The sequence below is a fragment of the Providencia sp. PROV272 genome, from assembly GCF_049901975.1.
GTDB classification, from domain to species: Bacteria; Pseudomonadota; Gammaproteobacteria; order Enterobacterales; family Enterobacteriaceae; genus Providencia; species Providencia stuartii.
Genome location: NZ_CP096291.1, coordinates 2,726,678 through 2,745,429, shown reverse-complemented (window position 1 = coordinate 2,745,429; position 18,752 = coordinate 2,726,678). Strand labels below are relative to the sequence as shown.

Sequence of the window (18,752 nt, the reverse complement as noted above, 5' to 3'; positions counted from 1 at the left end):
ATCGATAACTGACCTCGGAGAAAAGCAGACGCTGTCGCTTCACTTTTTTTGATTACAAGTCAGTAGGCTACCTATATTGTTGTATAGGTGGTTTGAAAATTAAATATATCCTAAATATAGATTAACAAATTATGATAATTCTCTGATGAGTTTTTTTTAAATAAAGATTTTACTTTTTTGTTTTTAATACTAAATTAGAGAATAGACTGAGATAGCCATAAATATACATTTTGATGCTTAGGTTGAATTATTGGGGAATAACATAGTTACTGACGTAGGTCAGCTTAGAAATCGGTGATTTTACTGTTATTTATATATGTTCACTGCTATATGAGCAGCTTTTAGAATAACCATTATTAGATTTTTATTGTCTTAATAGTATTTAAGACTAGTTAAAATTCAATTATGATTTTTATCTCTGTGTGTTATTTTTTGTGAATAATACCTCGGTAATTTTACTGTTACTATTTTCCCTTGTCTGGTGCAGTGTATAAAACGAGGGATAATTATGATGATTGAAATTTTTATAATATTTTATTTAAAAGAGATGTTATTGCGGATAATGTTATCATTCTTTTGAAAATGTATTTTTTGATAACTCAATAAAAGAACATAAGTAGGATGTTTCTATCCTACTTAATTATTTATGACCATGAATATTTCAATAATTCGCATCTTCTGAATCACCCCCCAAGTAACCCAAACATCAAGGATAGCTGCTCAAAAGCTTGATGAATCAGTCGTTCACTGTAACGAGGAAGAATCGAAATAATTAACCCAAGCATACTGATACCGATAGTTAGAGTCAGTGGAAAACCGACCACAAACACCGATAACTGCGGAGTCATTCGGTTAAGAATACCGAGAGCAAGGTTAAGTATCAGAAACAGCGTGATAAATGGTAATGCCAACATTAATCCATTAATAAAAATGCTACTCGCAAATTGAGCCAATGACCAAAAGCCATCTCGACTAAGAGGGGAAACTTGAATTGGGATCAATTCAAATGAGTGAATAAGAATATAAATTAACCATAAATGCCCATCAAATGAGAGAAAAAGCAGCAACATAATTAAATTTAGAATACGCCCCAAAATAGGCATATTTGGCCCACCGGTTGGGTCGAAGAACGTTGCAAAAGATAACCCCATCTGTAAACCAATCACTTCACCGGCATGGCGCACAGCCGCAAATGCCATCTGCATGGTCAGTCCAATAGCCACGCCAATCACGATCTGTTGTACAATGACCCATAACCCCATCGCTGAAAATAAGGGAATGTTAACGACAGGAAGTTGCGGAGAAACTATTAAGATTATAAAAAACGCTAAGATAACTCGTACCTTAGTAATGGATTGCTTTTCATTAAAAAAGGGCGCTGTACCAAACAGCGCTAAAAGGCGTATAAAAGGATAGAAACCTTGGCTTAACCAGAGTGTGAGTGTCTCACTGGTAATCGTTAACATGATTAGCCAATAATAAAGGGCAGATTACTGAATAGCGTACGCATATAATCCAGTAATAGGTTGAGCATCCAAGGCCCTGCAATAATAATTACCGCGATGACCGACAAAATTTTAGGGATAAATGACAGCGTCATCTCATTCACTTGGGTTGCAGCCTGCAACAAACTGATCGTCAACCCTGCAACGAGTGCCGCCAATAATAGTGGGGCCGCTAACATTAAGGCAATTTTCATTGCTTCAGTGCCCAGTGCCATAACCGATTCGGGTGTCATTGTGATCCCTTAATTAAAAAAGCTTTGTGATAAAGAGCCAAGTAATAATTGCCATCCATCAACCAGAACAAAAAGCATTAATTTGAACGGTAAAGAGACAGTGGCGGGTGGTACCATCATCATCCCAAGCGCCATCAAGACACTGGCAACCACTAAGTCAATGATCAGAAATGGAATGAAAATAGTGAAACCAATTTGGAATGCGGTTTTTAGTTCGCTAGTGATAAATGCAGGTACTAAAATCCGCATTGGAACATCTTTTGCCTCTTGGATCTCACCGACTTTGGCAATGCGTGCAAAAAGAGCCAAATCACTTTCTCGAGTTTGCCCTAACATAAAAGTACGAAAGGGGGCTGTGCCGCGTTCTAAAGCGGTTTCTAAACTGATTTTATCTTCACTAAATGGCTGATAAGCTTCACGATAGGCTTGGTCGGCAACAGGCGACATCACAAAAAATGTGAGAAATAACGCAAGGCCTAATAGTACTTGGTTTGGTGGTGCAGAAGGGGTTCCAAGCGCATTACGCAGCAAACCTAGCACAATGATAATGCGCGTAAAACTTGTCATCATCAATAACAGTGCAGGGATAAAACCCAGCAATGTTAGAAAAAGTAAGGTTTGGACAGGTAACGACCAACTTTGCCCACCATCGGGTAATGTTCGACTGATTACAGGTGGTAATGATGCTAGAGCTTGCATAGGCAGCATCAATAATAACGAAGCGATCATTGCTGGGGATTTCACAGAAAACATGAGCGCTTCCAGTTAGTTATAATTAGAGAGATTTGAAGCCGCATGGTTGGCGGCATCTTGTTTTTTCTTTAGGATAGACTGAAATGTGAGTGGCTCAGTCACTGAAGTGAGTGCAGTTTCATTTTTAGCTGGGCATTGATGGAGTAAATTAACAGATTGTGCCGTGACACCAAGCACCAGCCATTCGTTATTCATTTCAACCACAACAACACGCTCTTTATTGCCTAGTGAGCAACTCGATTTGACTTTTATTAATGAGGGTTTACCTAAATTTCTAGGCGCAAAACCAAGTTTTTTCACTAGCCAAGCACCGGCCAATATCAACAAAATGATGCCACCTAACGCCCCTGAAACTTGCACTAAACTATCGCTATTGCTAATCGCAGGGGATATTTGGCTGCTAGGTTGTTCGGTCTGGCTGATAAAAGGTGTTGTTTTCATTTCAGTCTAGTCTCCGCTGTCTTATTAACGACTTAAACGGCGCATACGCTCTGAAGGTGTAATGATGTCCGTGATACGGATACCGTAATTATCAGAAACGACTACAACTTCACCTTGTGCAATTAAGTAACCATTAATGAGAATATCCAATGGCTCACCGGCTAATCCATCGAGAGAAACGACAGAGCCTTGTGACAAACTTAATAGCTTTTTAATCGTCATTTTTGTGCGCCCCAGTTCGACAGAGAGGCGAACGGGGATATCCATAATAAGATTGATATCAGAAAGCTGATTGAGTGCATTTTGCCCATCAAGATTTGCAAACGCCTGTGCACCGGCAGAGGCGGATTCCGCTTTCTTTTGTTGCTCCAGTGCCTCAGCCCATAAGTCCTCACTGTCGTGATTGGTTGATGCATCAGGAGAATTCTTCGCCTCACTCATTGGTACTTTCCTCATCTAGAGTGTTTAAAACAGGGTTAATCAAATGTTCTACACGCAATGCATATTGGCCATTTTGGGTTCCGTATTGACTGGTCAACACAGGCACGCCATCAACACTAACGATGAGGCGATCTGGCTTCTCAATAGGGATAACATCCCCTTTTTGCAATTGCAGTAAGCGAGATATCCGCAGTGGAATATCGACAAAATTTGCGACTAGCTCTAACTCTGAGCGCTTGACTTGGGTGACTAAATTACTCACCCAAGCTTCATTTTCTTGATGTCCTTGCTCCACAGGTGGGTTAATCAACCGTTCACGTAACGGTTCAATCATGGCAATAGGGATACAGATACTGAATTCACCAATGGTATTTCCTATCTCGACTAAGAAAGGTGTCGTGACCACGATGTCATTAGGCGATGTCGTAATATTGGTAAACTTCACCTGCATTTCGGAACGAACATATTCCACATCAATATCAGCGATAGGCCTCCAAGCATCACGGTAAGCGCTTAATGCCAATTTCAGCATACGATGAATAATGCGCTGCTCGGTATTGGTAAATTCCTTGCCTTCTGAGCGAACAGGAAAACGTCCATCGCCACCAAATAAGTTATCGACCGCGATATACACCAGCGCAGGTTCGAATGTGAATAATGCCGTACCGCGTAACGGTGGCATATGAATAAGGTTCAAGTTTGTAGGAACAGGTAAGTTACGAGCAAATTCATGATAAGGCTCGATTTTTATGCCACCAACAGTAATGTCAGGGCTACGGCGTAACATATTAAACAACCCCATACGGAATTGGCGTGCAAACCGCTCGTTAATAATTTCGAGTGATTGCATCCGCTCCCGAATAACACGACGTTGGGTATTCGGGTCGTAAGGGCGAACCTGCTCTTTGTCTTTAGGTTGTGTCGCTGATTCATTTGACGATGGTGCGTCATCATTGAGCAACGCATCGATTTCAGCCTGAGATAAAATATTATCGCTCATCTGAATTACCGCAAAATAAATGTCGTAAATAACACGTCGGTGATCTCCTGATCGTTTTCGCCGGGGATCACAGTTGGAGACAAAGTTTTTTTAATGGCTTGCATTAATTGCAATTTACCGTCATGAGTACTGAGTGCTTTCGGCTTCTGCTCTGATAGCAATAACAACAAACGGCTACGGACTTCAGGTAGAAAATCATGCAGTTGCTTGCGTGATTTCTCATTTGCTAATCGTAACGTGATATTGATATACAGAACCCGATCGGGGGATTCGTTCAGTCCCGGAAGGTTGACGGTAAAAGGTTCTAAATCCATAAAAATAGGTTGGGATAGCTTAGGTGATTTCTCTTCCTCATTAACTGAATTTGCCGTCTGTTGCGTTGTCCACCATGTATAACCACCAAAACCCGCACCGGCAATGGCGAGAAGGGCGAACAGCACGAGCAACCCTTTGTTTGAATTCTTAGATGTATTGCTTGAAGACGACATGTTAGCAAAATTCCTATTTATGAAGACCAAACCCACCTCGGGGTTTTTTACTTTGTTATCTTTAGCATTATGGCTTGATTGAGCCAGACTAAAGGGGGGAAAAACGAAACAAAAAGGGGGTAACTCGGCGCTTTAATTACGAAATCACCACCTCTCGTTTAAAAATTAAGCGAATGTATCGATCCCACCTCGTGTGCGAATGGTGGAAGTCGTCGGTGACACTGCCGCCATCTCAGTACTTGTCACGCTGCTAAGCGTTTGTCCGCCATACAGATTTTTTTCGTGACCTTGCTCTGAGTGCGTATCCGCATTCGATTGATCACTAAAGTTATCTTGCCCAACCGAGCCTTGAGCCAAATGGATGCCACTTTCTTGTAACGCATTACGTAAGATTGGCATCATGGTTTCCATCGCGGCACGTACTTGACTGTGAGGCGACACAAAATGCATAACGGCTTGGTTATCTTCAATGCGTAGGTGAACATTTAACGAGCCAAGCTCTTCCGGATGTAAGCGAATTTGTGCATGTGAGACCCCTTGGCGTGAGAAAAACAGCATATGTTGGTTCAATTGCTGTTGCCAGGCTTCACTGCCTAATGGTACTCCCGGCTGCATGGGGATAACGGGCACATTCGTCGAAACTATTTGAGAACTGTTAGGCAGCGGCGTTAAGCTGACCGTTTGAGTGGGTGATGAAGGTGCCATTTGAATGGCATCACTGCCCGTTGTCGGGGTAAATGCCCCTTTAATTAGGGCGCCGTTATCTGCCGTCGCAAAGGTAGGTACGATGGAGCTTGGTGCCTCTTTATCCGCCAGTTTTTTATTTAATGGCATAAAGTCTGAGGATAAGTTTTTGGTTAAGCTCTCGCGGCCTTCATTGAGTGAGAAAAGTGGTTGATCTTTACGCGGCTCTCGCTCATTTTTAATGAAAGCCCCTAATGATGGCGATTCTTCTTCGCCGGCTAATTGCATTTGAGCACTTAGGTCAATTGGCTCATCCATTGTTGCCATCGCCACCAACGAGTCATTTAAAGGTTGAGTTTTTTGGGCAAATGGCACTAAAGCCGCTCGCTGACCATCAGCAAATTTTGTTGTTGCTGACGACAGGGTTTGCTGATCAACGGCATTTTTCAGGTTAGCTAACCACACTTGCTCAACAGCGTCTGATTGCGCCAATAATTGCGATTGTAAAGCAGGTTGCTCGCTACCGTTGCGTAAGTGGCGGCTATAATTTAGTTGCTCAATTGCCTGCTCTGCTTGTTCCTTTTCTTTTCCCGTGGATGGCTCATGGGCTTTGGTTGTTAAACGCTCATCAGCACTTGTAGGCTTTTGATTAGCCTGCTTGTCCATCGTTGGTTCAGACGTAGACGCTTTTTGTGGCGTGGGTTGCTGGCTTTCCAACGCGGCTTGAAAAGGCACCACCACCTCTTGGTTATCATCAGCACGTGATTGATTTGGCTGCGTATGGCCGTTTTTAGCGCCATTTGCTGCCGTAATGGCTGGAGAGCCTGTATTATTGACGTCCATTTATTGATTTCTCCGTAACATTGCGCGCTGAGCATATTCATCCATCTGCTTTTGCTCTAGGCGGTTTAAACGTTGGTTTTTAGTTTGCTCAGCACGTTGAATTAAAGTGTCGAATGCATTGACGCGTTGCTGTTTTTCTTGCCAATGGCGGTTAGCTTCGCTAACACGTTGCTCCCATAATGAAAGCTGTTGCTGCTGTTGCTCAATGGTGAGTTCTAATGTGACTAAAAACTGCTGGTAGTTTTGCCATTTATCAGCATCTATCCCACTGTGCAGTGTTTGGTTTAATTTTTGCCGATATTCAGCCTGATAGTTCTCTAACATATTGAGTTGTTGAGTCATTTGTACCTGCGTTTGTCGAACTTGGGCCAACACCTTTGCGGCTTCTTCAGAGGCCTCAACGGCTAAACTCAATAATGTATCTAACGCATTGTTTTTACTCATTTAACCCTCATTACTCATTTGGAACAGCATGCACCAATTGTTCGCAAGCACTTTGATAATCGCAGCGCTCATCAATGTCTTGTTGTAAAAACTTCGACATACGGGGGTAATATTGGATTGCCATATCTAACAGCGGATCACTGCCTGTTGCATACGCACCCACATTAATCAGATCGCGGTTGCGTTGATAACTGGAGGTGAGCTGCTTGAAGCGTTGGATTTGGCGATAATGTTGTTTATCAATTAACTCTGTCATCGCTCGGCTGATTGATGCCTCAATATCGATAGCCGGATAGTGGCCTGATTCCGCCAGTGATCTTGATAGCACGATATGCCCATCGAGAATGGCGCGGGCAGAATCTGCGATAGGATCCTGTTGGTCATCCCCTTCGGTTAATACGGTATAAAAAGCGGTAATAGAGCCACCATTTTTGCCGTTACCTGCCCGTTCGACTAATGCAGGTAATTTGGCAAAAACAGAAGGTGGATAGCCTTTTGTTGCAGGAGGTTCACCGATGGCTAAGGCAATTTCTCGTTGAGCCATACTGTAACGGGTGAGGGAATCCATGATCAGCAATACGTTTTTTCCTAGGTCACGGAAGTACTCGGCAATCCGTGTCGCATAAGAAGCCCCTTGCATACGTAATAGTGGCGAGACATCAGCAGGTGCCGCAACCACAACGGCACGTTTTAAGCCCTCGGCCCCTAAAATATTTTCGATAAAATCTTTGACCTCACGACCACGCTCACCAATCAAGCCAACCACAATAATGTCAGCCTGAGTGAAACGCGCCATCATGCCGAGTAAAACACTTTTTCCGACCCCTGAACCTGCAAATAGCCCCATGCGTTGGCCTCGCCCAACGGTCAGTAAGGCGTTAATGGCGCGTACGCCCACATCCAAAACACTATGGATAGGCGTGCGTTCTAATGGGTTAATAGGAGGCGTGATCAATGGCGCCCGTTGCTTGGCGTCCAATGGGCCTTTTCCATCGAGCGGTGTACCTTGCGCATCAAGAATACGTCCTAATAGTTCATCCCCTAATGGCAACAAACGACTGGTTTGTCCATCATCACCGTTAGTTTGTGCATAGACGCGCGCGCCCGGCGCAATCCCTTCTAGGTCAGCAAGTGGCATCAGTAGCATGCGTGGGCCATTAAAACCGACAACTTCACAAACCACTTCGTCATGGCGATCGTTAATGGCTCGTTCGACAAAGCAGGTGGCGCCTAATGGCATCTTGATCCCTTCTGCCTCCATGACTAACCCGGTTATTTTTGTCAGTCGTCCATAGCGACGTATCATTGGGATCCCTTTCATTCGGGATTCAAAGCCTTCAAGTGCAGCAATCCAGCGACTCATTCGTACGGTCATGAGAGTGTCTCCGGCGCGTAGAGGCGGCATAGCTCTTGCCAGCGCGTTGCCACTGTCATATCGATTTCGCCATCTTCAGCGACGACACGACAACCACCAAGATGCAGCTTCGGATCGCCAACTAAGCGCCAGCCATTCAAATTCAGCAGCGAGCCTAAATGTTGCTCGATCAATGCTGTGTGAGCTGGGTTAACGTGTAGTTCAGGTTGCCCAGAAAACAGCGGTTTTTGCTGTAACAAATGGCTGATCTCTTCCAGCAAGGCCGTGCCATCACAAATGGTGGATTGACCGAGCACTTGTTTTGCGGCAGTTAAAGCAATTTGTAAAAGCTTAGTGGTGATCACGGTATCGAAACTATCTAATGAATAATGAAATTCAGATAGCAGCTTTTGCCATGTATCAATAATTGGTTGCTCTTGAGCCAGTGCTTGCTGGCGGCCTTGCTCTGTACCTTCGCGTTGGCCTTGCTCAAAACCAGCTTGATAGCCTTCTTTTTTACCTAGCTCATAACCTTGTTGGAAACCTGTTCGTTGAGCTTCTTCTTTTAAGTTATCAAGAATATTAATTTGTTCGAGTACCTCTTGGGGTTCAAGACACGGTACTGCTGGTTTGGTTGGCTCAGGGAGTTCCTCCGGTGAAGAGACACCGGAGGCGTTGAGATCCCATTGATTCAGTTCGCGCAACTGCCAAGGTTGCCATGCTTCTGGATTAATCGGGGATTTAGACATAGACATCGTCTCCACCACCGATGGTGATCTCGCCTTTTTCTGCTAGGCGACGGACAACCATAAGAATAGCTTTCTGCTCGTTTTCCACTTGAGACATGCGTACTGGTGAACGGGATTCCAAATCATCGCGCACAATTTCAGCCGCACGAACAGCCATATTGTTGAGGAAGTGGTCGCGTAGAGCTTGATTGCAGCCTTTGAGCGCAATAACCAGAGAGTCGTTGGAGATCTCTTGTAGGATGCGTTGAATACTGCGATTGTCGACTTCGATAAGGTTTTCAAATAGGAACATTTCATCAATAATGCGTTGTGCCAATTCACCATCGTAATCGCGCATTGCGTTGATAACGCTTTCTTCTTGCTGATTTTTCATTAAGTTAATAATTTCAGCCGCTGTTCTTACGCCACCCATTTTGCTGCGTTTGAGATTTTGTCCATCAAGCAGATTATTGAGGACTTCCGTCAGTTCTGCTAAAGCAGCAGGTTGCACACCACCAAAGGTTGCGATACGCAACATAATGTCATTGCGTTGACGCTCTTCGAACAGCTCTAAAACATCGGCAGCAAGGTTACGCTTAAGGTGAACTAATATGGTTGCGATAATTTGTGGATGCTCATCACGAATAATATCGGCCACAGTTTGTGGCTCCATATAGTTAAGACTTTCAATACCTGATGTGCTCTCTTGCTTATCGAAAATATCTTCAAGTAGGCTAGCTGCGCGCTCTTCACCCAGCGCTTTAACCAGTACCGAACGGAGATAATCATTGGTATTGATATTTAATGCCGCAAATTGAATCGCCGATTCTTCAAACTCAGTGAGCACTTCTGCTAACTCATTGTTAGAGATTTGGCGCATGTTTGAAACAGCCATACTTAGTTGCTGCACTTCTTTTGGGTTCAAATGCTTAAAGACCTCAGCGGCCTGATCTTCGCCGAGAGTCATTAGCATCACGGCACTTTTTTCGGTTCCACTTAACATTATTGTGCTTTTCCTAACCACTGACGGATAACCATTGCCACGACTTGTGGATCTTTTTCAGCCATTTCACGAATACGCTGACTTTGGATCTCTGCACTCACACGTTGGCGAGTTAAGCGACGACGGGTTTGCTCGTCCATATCTTCATTAATTTCTTCATCAACCACGAGAGGGGTTTTAGGCTGAGCCGCCACAAACACTTCTGCCGCCGATTGGGCTTGTTGAGTTTGACGATATTTCACCCATTGTGGTTTGACGCCGAAACGCCACATCAACCAAGCAATGATGGCTATCAAGATGATTTTGCCGTAATCCAACACTTGAGCGATAAATTGAGGGTTTTCAAGCATGGATGGTTGTTCTTCAACGACAGTATCGTTGGTAAACAATGAGTTAGTGATACTCAGTGAATCGCCGCGTGTGCTGGAATAGCCCATCGCTTCACGGGTTAACGACTCAATTTGCTGCATCATTTCTGGTGATAATGGTTTCATCTGTTGTGTGCCATCTTCACCATCTTGCGGTAAATAGTTGATGATCACAGCTACGGATAGTCTGTCGATAACGCCAATTTGACGTTGGGTATGGCTAATTTTGCGATCGACTTCGTAGTTTGTGGTTTCATCACTTTGTGAAAGGCTAGAGCCATTATTAGAAGGGCTATTTTGTGCCGAATTTGCACCTTTATTATCGGTAGAAATAGGGGCACTTGGCGCACTTGGTGGCTGATTAGATAGCGCACCTGGCACACCACCTACACCACTGGTATTGTTTTGCGAGCTTTGGCTATTTTGGCGAGAGCGTACGGCTGCGCTATTTGGCGTTTGATTAGGCTTATACTCTTCGGAGGTTTGTTCAACCTTCGAAAAATCCATTTGTGCCGTGACTTGGGCATGCACATTAGCGCGCCCCACTAAAGGCGAAATGATGTCTTCAATGCGCTGTTTTAGATGGGATTCCATCTCTTTGGTCATTTTAATTTGCGCATTGTTGGCAGATTGTTGGCTATTATCATTATTTGTGAGCAAGCGACCCGTTTGATCAACGATGGTCACGTTAGCCGCCGTTAGGCCAGAGACACTGCTTGATACCATATGGACAATTGCCGTGATTTGTCCTTCGTCTAGCATGCGTCCGGGCAATAAGCCGACGGTCACCGAAGCGGTGGGGAGTTTCTGTTCACGGACAAATAATGTCGGTTTGGGGATAGCTAAATGCACTCGTGCATTTTGAACAGGACTGAGTGATTCAATCGTGCGCGATAATTCACCTTCTAATGCACGTTGATAGTTAACTTGCTCACTAAATTGGCTAATCCCAAACTGCTCTTTATCTAATAGTTCAAAGCCTGTATTGCCACCTTTAGGTAATCCTGATTGTGCCAATTTCAGACGAAGTTCATGAACTTTTTCGGCGGGTACTAAAATTGCACTGCCGTTATCCGCAATTTGATACGGTACGTTCATTTGGGTTAATTGGCTGACAATATCACCGCCATCTTTTGCGCTGAGATTGCTTAACAATACACGATAATCCGGACTGCGTAGCCAAAGAAGTAGGGCGACAACGACGGCAATCGCTGCGGCGCCAGCAATCATTAATGGGATTTTTGGGGATGCTTTGAAGCGTGCTGCAATAGATGCAAACCCTTTTGAAGCTTCTCCCGTCTCTTTCGATGCGGCACTCATAGATATTCCCTGCCTTGTAGAATCAACAGATGAAAACACTTTTGGCGAAACAATGTTATTCCCTCTTCGTAACGTCACTTTTTTACGCTGCTATTATTGATGACTCTGATAAATCTAATGACGGAATCAGCCTATCATTTTGGTGTTATTTATCGGCTTCAAGTTAAAAAGGCTGTGTTAGGGTATGCAGCTATATAAAACAGCGATGGTTGTTCGCACAGACATTGAAGAGAAGAAAATGACAATCCAAGCAATTGAAGGGGTGTTGTCGCAGCTACAGACAACGGCATTACAGGCCGCAAACCATCAAAAACCGGTGGTTGAACCCGTTGGATTTGCCGATCATCTGGTTTCAGCGGTTAATCAAATCAATACCGTGAGAAACCAATCGGCAAAACAGATAGAAGACTTTACATTAGGTAAAAGTAATGTCTCGTTAAATGATGTTATGGTGGATATGCAAAAAGCCAGCTTGAGCCTACAAATGGGGATCCAAGTGCGTAATAAGTTGGTTGCGGCGTACCAAGAGGTGATGTCGATTCCTGTTTAGCAGTCGCCCTCGCTCGTCACCTTTTTCACCTAACGATGTTGTCCACACTCGTTCGCCCTAGTGACATGCTTATGTATGCTCCTAGGGTTTCTTGCCTTTGCTATTTTGTCGGAACACTAATGTTATAGCGCTAGCTTGCCACTGTTTGCACCCTCGTGTGTTGGCGACGCTCGCTCGCCCTCGTTACATACTTGTGTATGCTCTAGAGTCTCTTTCTTTTATTACTTTGTTGGAGCACAAAAGTCATAGAGCTAGATATTGGGTCAATTATACCTTGCAAAAGAAGGCACAGAGGTATTGGCTCCGCGAGTGAAAAACTTAAATGAAACGCTACATTAATAAATTAAAGATAAGCTATGTCATCATATATTGGGTTGAGGGATTAATTTACGTGTTTTTTTAGACAACTACTCTGTTGATTAAATTGTTTTGAACATTTTGGGGGTGGATAAATAAATATTTTAACTGTTTCTTTTTACTTTCAATTGAAGCAGAAAGTTGAGAAGGCGCTCAGTAAATGGAAACAGTTCATTGTATATAGAAAACCCCAGCTAGGCTGGGGGGCCGTAAAGCTTTCAGTTTTGAATAAGATATAAAAACCCCTTTTGATTTGTTAAAACATCTTGCGGCCTGGCAACGGGAAGAGTCAAATAAGAAATCAAAAGGGGGGTTCCAATGGGAGACGAAAAGAGCTTAGCGCATACACGATGGAATTTGCACCCAAATATAGAAGACAAGTTTTTCACGGTGAAAAACGTAGAGCGGTAGGCAGTATTTTAAGAAAGTTATGTGAGTAGAAGAATGTCAGAGCCGTTGTGCGCCTGTTAGGGCGCGGTAGGTAACAAAGCCTTATCGGCGCATATTAAAAACCTCCGGCTACGCCGGAGGATATTTTTTACTTAAGCATAAATATCATCAAAAATGATGAGTTACCAACCAATGGCGATACCTGCACCAACAACCGCACTATCGGCATTATTCCATGCGATAGAGCTACGCAGATTCAGATCCTTTTTTAATTGGTATTGTGCTCCAGCAGCAATAGCATTGCCATTACGGTAATGACCCAAGCCAATGCCAGCACTAAAACGTGTATTTAACGAATAAGGGATATTAGACATAGCTGCCACAGAAGCGATACCTGAGTTGGCCTGTTTTTCCATTTTAGTGATTTTTTTATCTAGCTGGGTAAAACGTACTTTATTGAAGGCTTGTGTGTTATCGAAATTTTGCTGGAAATGGGCAAACCTATTTTGATTTTCAGCTTGGATTGTACTGTGTTGTGAATCGAGTAACTCAAGCTTATTGTCTAAATCACGGTGATGCTCAATCAATCGGTTATCAATATAATCATTGTTAATATTAATCGACTGTTGGATCTTTTCATCAATCTCCGTGATCGTCGGCGTCACTTTTTTATCTTGTTTGATGAGTTGTTGATACACTAACTCTTCTAGGGTAGGTATTTCGATATTTTTTGCTTGTTCTGCCCTGTAATGTTTGAATAATTCAGCGGCTTTTTGGAACTCAGCTAGTGACTCAGCGACATCGAAGGCAACCTCTGTTGCGCTCGGAAATAGGGGGGCCGCCTGTGCTGAATGTGAAAGTGCTAATACCGCCATTGAACTCGCCAATAACGTTTTTTTCATGTTGATATCCTTATTAATGAAATAAACGCCTCTAATTTTTGCTTTTATTACATTCAAAAAGAGGCATTAATTTATATTAGAGTTAATGGCCACTTTTGAATATTCTAATATTACTCTCAATGATATCGTAAAAAGTGATTTGGTATGAATTAAGCGCGGTTTTATACACTTTATAAATGATAAAATAAAAGCAATATGCCATGATATTTTAATTTTACTATTATCATAAATAACGGAGATTAAAATATTAGCATTTTGAATGTATTTTCTGAGATAACGATTTTTATTAATTTATATTATTAATTAATCATATGGTTAAAACCTTAGCATAGTTAGGGTTGCTAAGCTGCGATGGGGCGACGATAAACGATGTAGCAATAAAAATAAGCGGCTATTATTTTTAGTGTTTTTTTCTAGATAACATGTTATTTTTCTGTGAAATTATAGGGTGTTTTATTTTTAGGTTAACCTAGTTGATCTTGATGTGATTTTTTTAGCTAGTGGGTAATGCCATTTTTTGCATCTTATCGTCAATTTAAAAAGACGATAATGCGTAATAGTTTGAATAAAGAGTATGACAGATAGGATTTTTGAGATATGGCAGTAAGAGCTATTATTGAGATACCCGATGAGCGGTTACGCGTTAAATGTGACCCAGTCACCGACATTGCGGCAGCACAGCCATTAATTGATGATTTATTGGATACCATGTACAGCACCGATAATGGTATTGGCTTAGCAGCGACGCAAATTGGCGCAACATTATCGGTGATGGTGATTGATATTTCTGAAAACCGTGATCAGCCTATGGTATTTGTTAACCCTGAAATTATTGAAAGTGAAGGGGAAACGAGCTACCAAGAAGGTTGTTTATCCGTGCCTGAAATTTATGCTGATGTGGCACGTTTTAAGCGCGTAAAAGTTAAGGCGCTAGATAGAGACGGGAAGGCGTTTATCACCGATTCTGATGAATTTTTGGCGATTGTAATGCAGCATGAAATTGACCATTTGCATGGAAAGGTTTTTCTTGATCATTTATCGACCTTAAAACGCAATATGCTGTTGAAAAAACTAAAGAAACAGCAGCGTTTAAGACAGTAATCGATCCATAAGTGTCAGGTAGGCCGCCTGACACACATGGCTATTCAATGGGTTTTATTGTTATTGGCGTATCTGGCTCATTAAATTGGCCGTAGCTATTATTGAGTGCTCGTTTTTGGTCCAGTTGCTTCATTTCTTTACTTAAAAAATCTAAGTGCTGTTGTAAATGCGTTTTCGTGATCTGCTCGTTCTCAATAATTTGATGTAATAACCTAACCAACTCATCGGTGATGGGTTGGTGTGCTTCAAACTCATGAGTTAGCTGCGTTAAATTTTCGACGGCATAAACATATTCTGTTTCGTGGGCAACTAACTGTTCCCACTGTTGTGCTTCTGCGAGTGCGACTAAATTTTCACTTAATGCTAAGACATCACGATAGATTTCATATAAATCGGTAGGTTTTTTATTATTCACCTGGTTATCTTTCATCCACATTTGCCCCGATCTGTTGCCAAGCTGACGCGATATCGGAGAGTAATTGGTAAACTTCTTGGATATAAGCCACATTATTTTCAAGATTAGCATTTAATAGGCGCATGATCATATAGTCATAAAGACTTGCAAGATTATCGGCGATTTCACCTCCGGCCTCATGGTTGAGCGCCTGTTTTAGACCTGTGTCAATAATATCGATTGCTTTAGAAAGTTCTTTGCCTTTTGCAGCGATATTATTTTGTTGCATAAAAATTTCAGCACGTTTGAGGGCGCTTAACGCCCCTCGATAGAGAATGCTAATCAGTTGGTATGGGGTCGCATTGGCAATTTCACTTTCCAAATCGACTTGTTGGTAGGCTTGTTTTGCTTTTTGCTGATACATAATTATTAACCTAACAGTCTGCCTAATGAGTTACTGGTGCTATTGAGTGAATTCATCATTTTATCTAAATTTTGGAATTGGCGGCGGTATAAATCCATGGTGTTTTCAATCTGCTTATTAGTTTGTTCAATACGCTTATCAAGGCTTTTCTTTTTCTTTTGTACGCCATCAGTCGCGTTATGCAGTGTGCCTTCGCGGGCATCGAGGGTATCTTTTAAGAAATTAAAGTTCTCGGTTGCAAAGCCCGTCTCTTTACCATCCCCCATAAAGAAACTTTTGACGCTACCAGGATTCTCTTTTAACGCTTTTTCGAACTTTTTATCTTCTATCTCTAATGTGCCATCAACTTTTTGTGTGATCCCCATTTTATTTAATAAATTAATTTCACCACTATCTTGTGCTGAACGTATTTGAGTACGTAATTGGCTTTGAATTGTGCGTAATGTCGAATCACCGATGAGTGGGCCATTGGTTTTATCTGGGGCGGTTCCTTTCGTTGTTGGCGTATATTTGGTCAATTCTTTGGCTAAATTCTGGAATTCGTTATAGGCGTCTACCCACGCTTTAATTTTTGCTTTAGCGGGCTCAATATCTTCAGAAATGATCAAATGGTCAGGTTTTTTGTCTTCACTCTCTTTTTTCAATGTCAAAGTGAGCCCAGGAAAGAGATCTTTTGCTTCATTGCTTTGTGATTCAAGTTCAAAACCATCAATATTTAGCAAGGCATTTTGCGGGGGAACTTTTTGCTCCATGCCGATGTTTTCTTTATCTTTTAAAACGACATTTCCACCACTGTCTAGTTCAGACTCAACATTCAGTATTTTAGCGAGCTCGTCATCACCTTCAACTTTGATATTAATACGGTGTTCAGTACCTTCTTTTTTGGAGGTAACGACAAGATGATAACGATTACTTTTATCTTTGATCACCGCGGCGGTGACCGTTTTATCTGTTTTATTGATAGCATCAGCGATTTCAACCAAAGAGGTGTGTTCATTATCAAGTTTGATAATAATGGGATCTTCTTCAGCAGGCTGAGTGATAGTGATAGTTCGCTCTGCGTTACCGTTACCTAATAATTTTTTATTATCATTATGGCCTTTAGTCACAATAGTTTGTGCTTTCGCAAGTTGAGTGACTAGGACATCATGAACCCCAGCTACGGCCTTGCCATCTGTTTTAACGTCGAAGCTTTTATATTCACCGTTCACTTTGGTGGTGCTGATATCATTGTATTTTTTAAGATCTTCCGCCGCTTTTTTTAATTTTTCTAGAGATGACTGCATCTTACCAAAAGCGCTAATCTGTGCATCATAGCTGGCTTTTTGTGCCGTTAATGGCTCAAGGCGACGTTTTTCCATCGCTTCAAGTTGGTCCATTTGGTTATTTAAGTCTAAGTTTGCCCCGATACCGAGTGTCGATATACCAGCCATTGTTCTCTCCTAAAAAATTATTCTCATTTACAGGGTTATCGGCGAGAAGAACGGAAATCTTAGACTAAGTCGATAAATAATGATGGCAGGAGTTGACCCTACAAAACAGGGTATTTATCTCTATTGATAATCAATAATTTAAAATTTGCGGTTTATAAATTTATTTTGACAAAATAATTTACCGCTTGGAGCGGGGCGGTAGCTGGGTTTCTCGCTTTGAGATAAAAAATTTTTGTCGAAATCCCTAAAGCCCTTTTTTATGCCGCCGATAATGGTATTGCTGGCAACAAACTGTAAAGCCTAACAGATTGGCTAACTTTATTATTACGGAATAACAAGGACATATATTATGGCACAGGTTATCAACACTAACATCCTGTCTCTGACAACTCAGAACAACCTAAACCGTTCACAAAGCGTACTGGGTACTGCAATTGAGCGTCTATCTTCAGGTTCACGTATCAATAGCGCAAAAGACGACGCAGCAGGTCAAGCGATTGCTAACCGTTTCACTGCTAACATCAAAGGGTTGACCCAAGCTTCTCGTAATGCGAGCGACGGTATTTCAATGGCGCAAGTTGCTGAAGGCGCAGTTAACGAAATCAACGAAAACTTGCAACGTATCCGTGAACTGACTGTTCAAGCAGCTAACGGCAGTAACTCTGACAGCGATATCACTTCAATTCGTGATGAAGTACAACAACGTCTGGATGAAATCGACCGTATCTATCAACACACTGAATTTAACGGAACACAAATTCTAAATGGTGACACTGTTTCTTACCAAGTGGGTGCGAAAGATGGTCAAACTATCAGCATGGAAATGCAAAAAATGGATCTTGATACACTAGGTATCAAAGATTTCAAAGACAAAGTTGAGAAGGTTTCTGCGGCTGCAGCTGGTCCAAAAGAGCCAGCAGGTAAAGGCACTGCAATCACCGTAGATGCTGATAGCTATGCTGTTGGAACCGCTGGCGGCGCAAAAATTGGCACTGCTGAAATTTATGCAGATAAAACAGATCCTGCTAAATTCTATATCAAAGATACAACAGATAATAAATGGTACGCAGCGACTAAAGACACAACAACTACTCCAAGTAAAACTGAATATGTGAAAGGTGCTGAGATCACTGGTCTAGGTGGTGGTACTGCTGCAAAATCTGACGCATTAGATACTTTAGATACTGCACTGAAAAATGTGGATTCATACCGTTCTAAACTGGGTGCATTCCAAAACCGTATGCAATCTACTATCAATAACCTGAACAACTCAGTCAACAACTTGAGTGCGGCACGTAGCCGTATCCAAGACGCTGACTTTGCAACAGAAGTGTCTAACATGAGCCGTGGTCAAATCCTGCAACAAGCAGGTACTTCAGTTCTGGCACAAGCAAACCAAGTTCCACAAGGTGTTCTGAGCCTGTTACGTTAATTCGTCACGGATTAATATCAGTGATTGAAGGCCAGACGTTGTTCTGGCCTTTTTGTTTATCATTCAGGCATCACATTATATATTCACAGTGTAATTGTCTTCGCTAAATTTATTTAGGTTAGGATAAATAGCACTAATTTACCTCATTACTCTACGGATTGAAT

The 18,752-nt window shown here is 42.2% G+C and carries 20 protein-coding genes and 1 pseudogene; 4 read left to right on the top strand and 17 right to left on the bottom strand.

Annotation, left to right across the window (positions count from 1 at the left end; genetic code table 11):
• Positions 1-683 precede the first annotated feature (683 nt).
• The 13 genes from fliR to fliF form a co-directional block, all read right to left on the bottom strand.
• Positions 684-1,466, bottom strand: a complete 783-nt coding sequence (gene fliR, locus M1E93_RS12680) for a flagellar biosynthetic protein FliR (protein ID WP_004918654.1) — start codon at positions 1,464-1,466, stop codon at positions 684-686.
• 2 nt (positions 1,467-1,468) lie between these two features.
• On the bottom strand, positions 1,469-1,738 hold the full coding sequence (gene fliQ / locus M1E93_RS12675) for a flagellar biosynthesis protein FliQ (protein ID WP_004918656.1): 270 nt from the start codon (positions 1,736-1,738) through the stop codon (positions 1,469-1,471).
• 9 nt (positions 1,739-1,747) lie between these two features.
• Positions 1,748-2,491, bottom strand: a complete 744-nt coding sequence (fliP, locus tag M1E93_RS12670) for a flagellar type III secretion system pore protein FliP (RefSeq protein WP_014658072.1) — start codon at positions 2,489-2,491, stop codon at positions 1,748-1,750.
• Between the two features lie 12 nt (positions 2,492-2,503).
• On the bottom strand, positions 2,504-2,932 hold the full coding sequence (gene fliO / locus M1E93_RS12665) for a flagellar biosynthetic protein FliO (protein ID WP_004918662.1): 429 nt from the start codon (positions 2,930-2,932) through the stop codon (positions 2,504-2,506).
• 24 nt (positions 2,933-2,956) lie between these two features.
• Positions 2,957-3,373 (bottom strand): flagellar motor switch protein FliN, encoded by a 417-nt coding sequence (fliN, locus tag M1E93_RS12660; RefSeq protein WP_004918665.1) that lies wholly within the window; start codon positions 3,371-3,373, stop codon positions 2,957-2,959.
• Complete coding sequence (fliM, locus tag M1E93_RS12655) at positions 3,366-4,373, bottom strand: flagellar motor switch protein FliM (protein ID WP_004918669.1); 1,008 nt, start codon at positions 4,371-4,373, stop codon at positions 3,366-3,368. Before fliM ends, fliN begins: the two co-directional genes overlap by 8 nt.
• A 5-nt stretch (positions 4,374-4,378) precedes the next feature.
• A complete protein-coding gene (gene fliL, locus M1E93_RS12650) occupies positions 4,379-4,861 on the bottom strand; it encodes a flagellar basal body-associated protein FliL (protein WP_004918672.1) in 483 nt (160 codons plus the stop codon).
• Between the two features lie 165 nt (positions 4,862-5,026).
• Positions 5,027-6,388: a flagellar hook-length control protein FliK gene (locus M1E93_RS12645; protein ID WP_104873397.1), complete on the bottom strand. Its 1,362-nt coding sequence runs from the start codon at positions 6,386-6,388 to the stop codon at positions 5,027-5,029.
• Positions 6,389-6,832, bottom strand: coding sequence for a flagellar export protein FliJ (fliJ, locus tag M1E93_RS12640; RefSeq protein WP_004918676.1), 444 nt, complete (start codon positions 6,830-6,832; stop codon positions 6,389-6,391). It abuts the gene before it with no gap.
• A 10-nt stretch (positions 6,833-6,842) separates the two neighbouring features.
• A complete protein-coding gene (gene fliI, locus M1E93_RS12635) occupies positions 6,843-8,207 on the bottom strand; it encodes a flagellar protein export ATPase FliI (RefSeq protein WP_004918680.1) in 1,365 nt (454 codons plus the stop codon).
• Positions 8,204-8,935, bottom strand: coding sequence for a flagellar assembly protein FliH (gene fliH / locus M1E93_RS12630; protein ID WP_014658075.1), 732 nt, complete (start codon positions 8,933-8,935; stop codon positions 8,204-8,206). The genes fliI and fliH overlap by 4 nt, the downstream gene beginning before the upstream one ends.
• On the bottom strand, positions 8,928-9,920 hold the full coding sequence (gene fliG / locus M1E93_RS12625) for a flagellar motor switch protein FliG (protein ID WP_036944176.1): 993 nt from the start codon (positions 9,918-9,920) through the stop codon (positions 8,928-8,930). The genes fliH and fliG overlap by 8 nt, the downstream gene beginning before the upstream one ends.
• Complete coding sequence (gene fliF, locus M1E93_RS12620) at positions 9,917-11,605, bottom strand: flagellar basal-body MS-ring/collar protein FliF (RefSeq protein WP_004918690.1); 1,689 nt, start codon at positions 11,603-11,605, stop codon at positions 9,917-9,919. Before fliF ends, fliG begins: the two co-directional genes overlap by 4 nt.
• A 238-nt stretch (positions 11,606-11,843) precedes the next feature.
• On the opposite strand from fliF, the gene fliE reads away from it, so the two are divergent.
• Both fliE and M1E93_RS12610 read left to right on the top strand, forming a co-directional pair.
• The gene (gene fliE, locus M1E93_RS12615; RefSeq protein WP_014658077.1) at positions 11,844-12,155 is read left to right on the top strand and encodes a flagellar hook-basal body complex protein FliE; all 312 of its coding nucleotides are present in this window, start codon (positions 11,844-11,846) and stop codon (positions 12,153-12,155) included.
• A gap of 675 nt (positions 12,156-12,830) precedes the next feature.
• Positions 12,831-12,949 (top strand): annotated as a pseudogene (locus M1E93_RS12610) (IS200/IS605 family transposase); the annotation flags it as partial.
• Between the two features lie 135 nt (positions 12,950-13,084).
• On the opposite strand, the gene M1E93_RS12605 reads toward M1E93_RS12610, so the two are convergent.
• Positions 13,085-13,804 carry a YadA-like family protein gene (locus M1E93_RS12605; protein ID WP_036943751.1) on the bottom strand — a complete coding sequence of 240 codons (720 nt, stop codon included), beginning with the start codon at positions 13,802-13,804 and terminating at the stop codon, positions 13,085-13,087.
• A 597-nt stretch (positions 13,805-14,401) separates the two neighbouring features.
• Between M1E93_RS12605 and def the strand changes: the two genes are divergently transcribed.
• A complete protein-coding gene (gene def, locus M1E93_RS12600; protein ID WP_004918698.1) occupies positions 14,402-14,905 on the top strand; it encodes a peptide deformylase in 504 nt (167 codons plus the stop codon).
• Positions 14,906-14,945: 40 nt separating this feature from the next.
• On the opposite strand, the gene fliT is transcribed toward def, so the two are convergent.
• From fliT to fliD, 3 genes are read right to left on the bottom strand one after another with little or no spacing between them, the layout of a single operon-like run.
• The gene (gene fliT, locus M1E93_RS12595) at positions 14,946-15,335 is read right to left on the bottom strand and encodes a flagellar protein FliT (RefSeq protein ID WP_004918700.1); all 390 of its coding nucleotides are present in this window, start codon (positions 15,333-15,335) and stop codon (positions 14,946-14,948) included.
• Positions 15,325-15,723, bottom strand: a complete 399-nt coding sequence (gene fliS, locus M1E93_RS12590) for a flagellar export chaperone FliS (protein WP_004918702.1) — start codon at positions 15,721-15,723, stop codon at positions 15,325-15,327. The genes fliT and fliS overlap by 11 nt, the downstream gene beginning before the upstream one ends.
• Before the next feature lie 5 nt (positions 15,724-15,728).
• Positions 15,729-17,156 (bottom strand): flagellar filament capping protein FliD, encoded by a 1,428-nt coding sequence (fliD, locus tag M1E93_RS12585; protein WP_426206975.1) that lies wholly within the window; start codon positions 17,154-17,156, stop codon positions 15,729-15,731.
• 349 nt (positions 17,157-17,505) lie between these two features.
• Between fliD and M1E93_RS12580 the strand changes: the two genes are divergently transcribed.
• Positions 17,506-18,588 (top strand): FliC/FljB family flagellin, encoded by a 1,083-nt coding sequence (locus tag M1E93_RS12580; RefSeq protein WP_104873398.1) that lies wholly within the window; start codon positions 17,506-17,508, stop codon positions 18,586-18,588.
• Positions 18,589-18,752 lie beyond the last annotated feature (164 nt).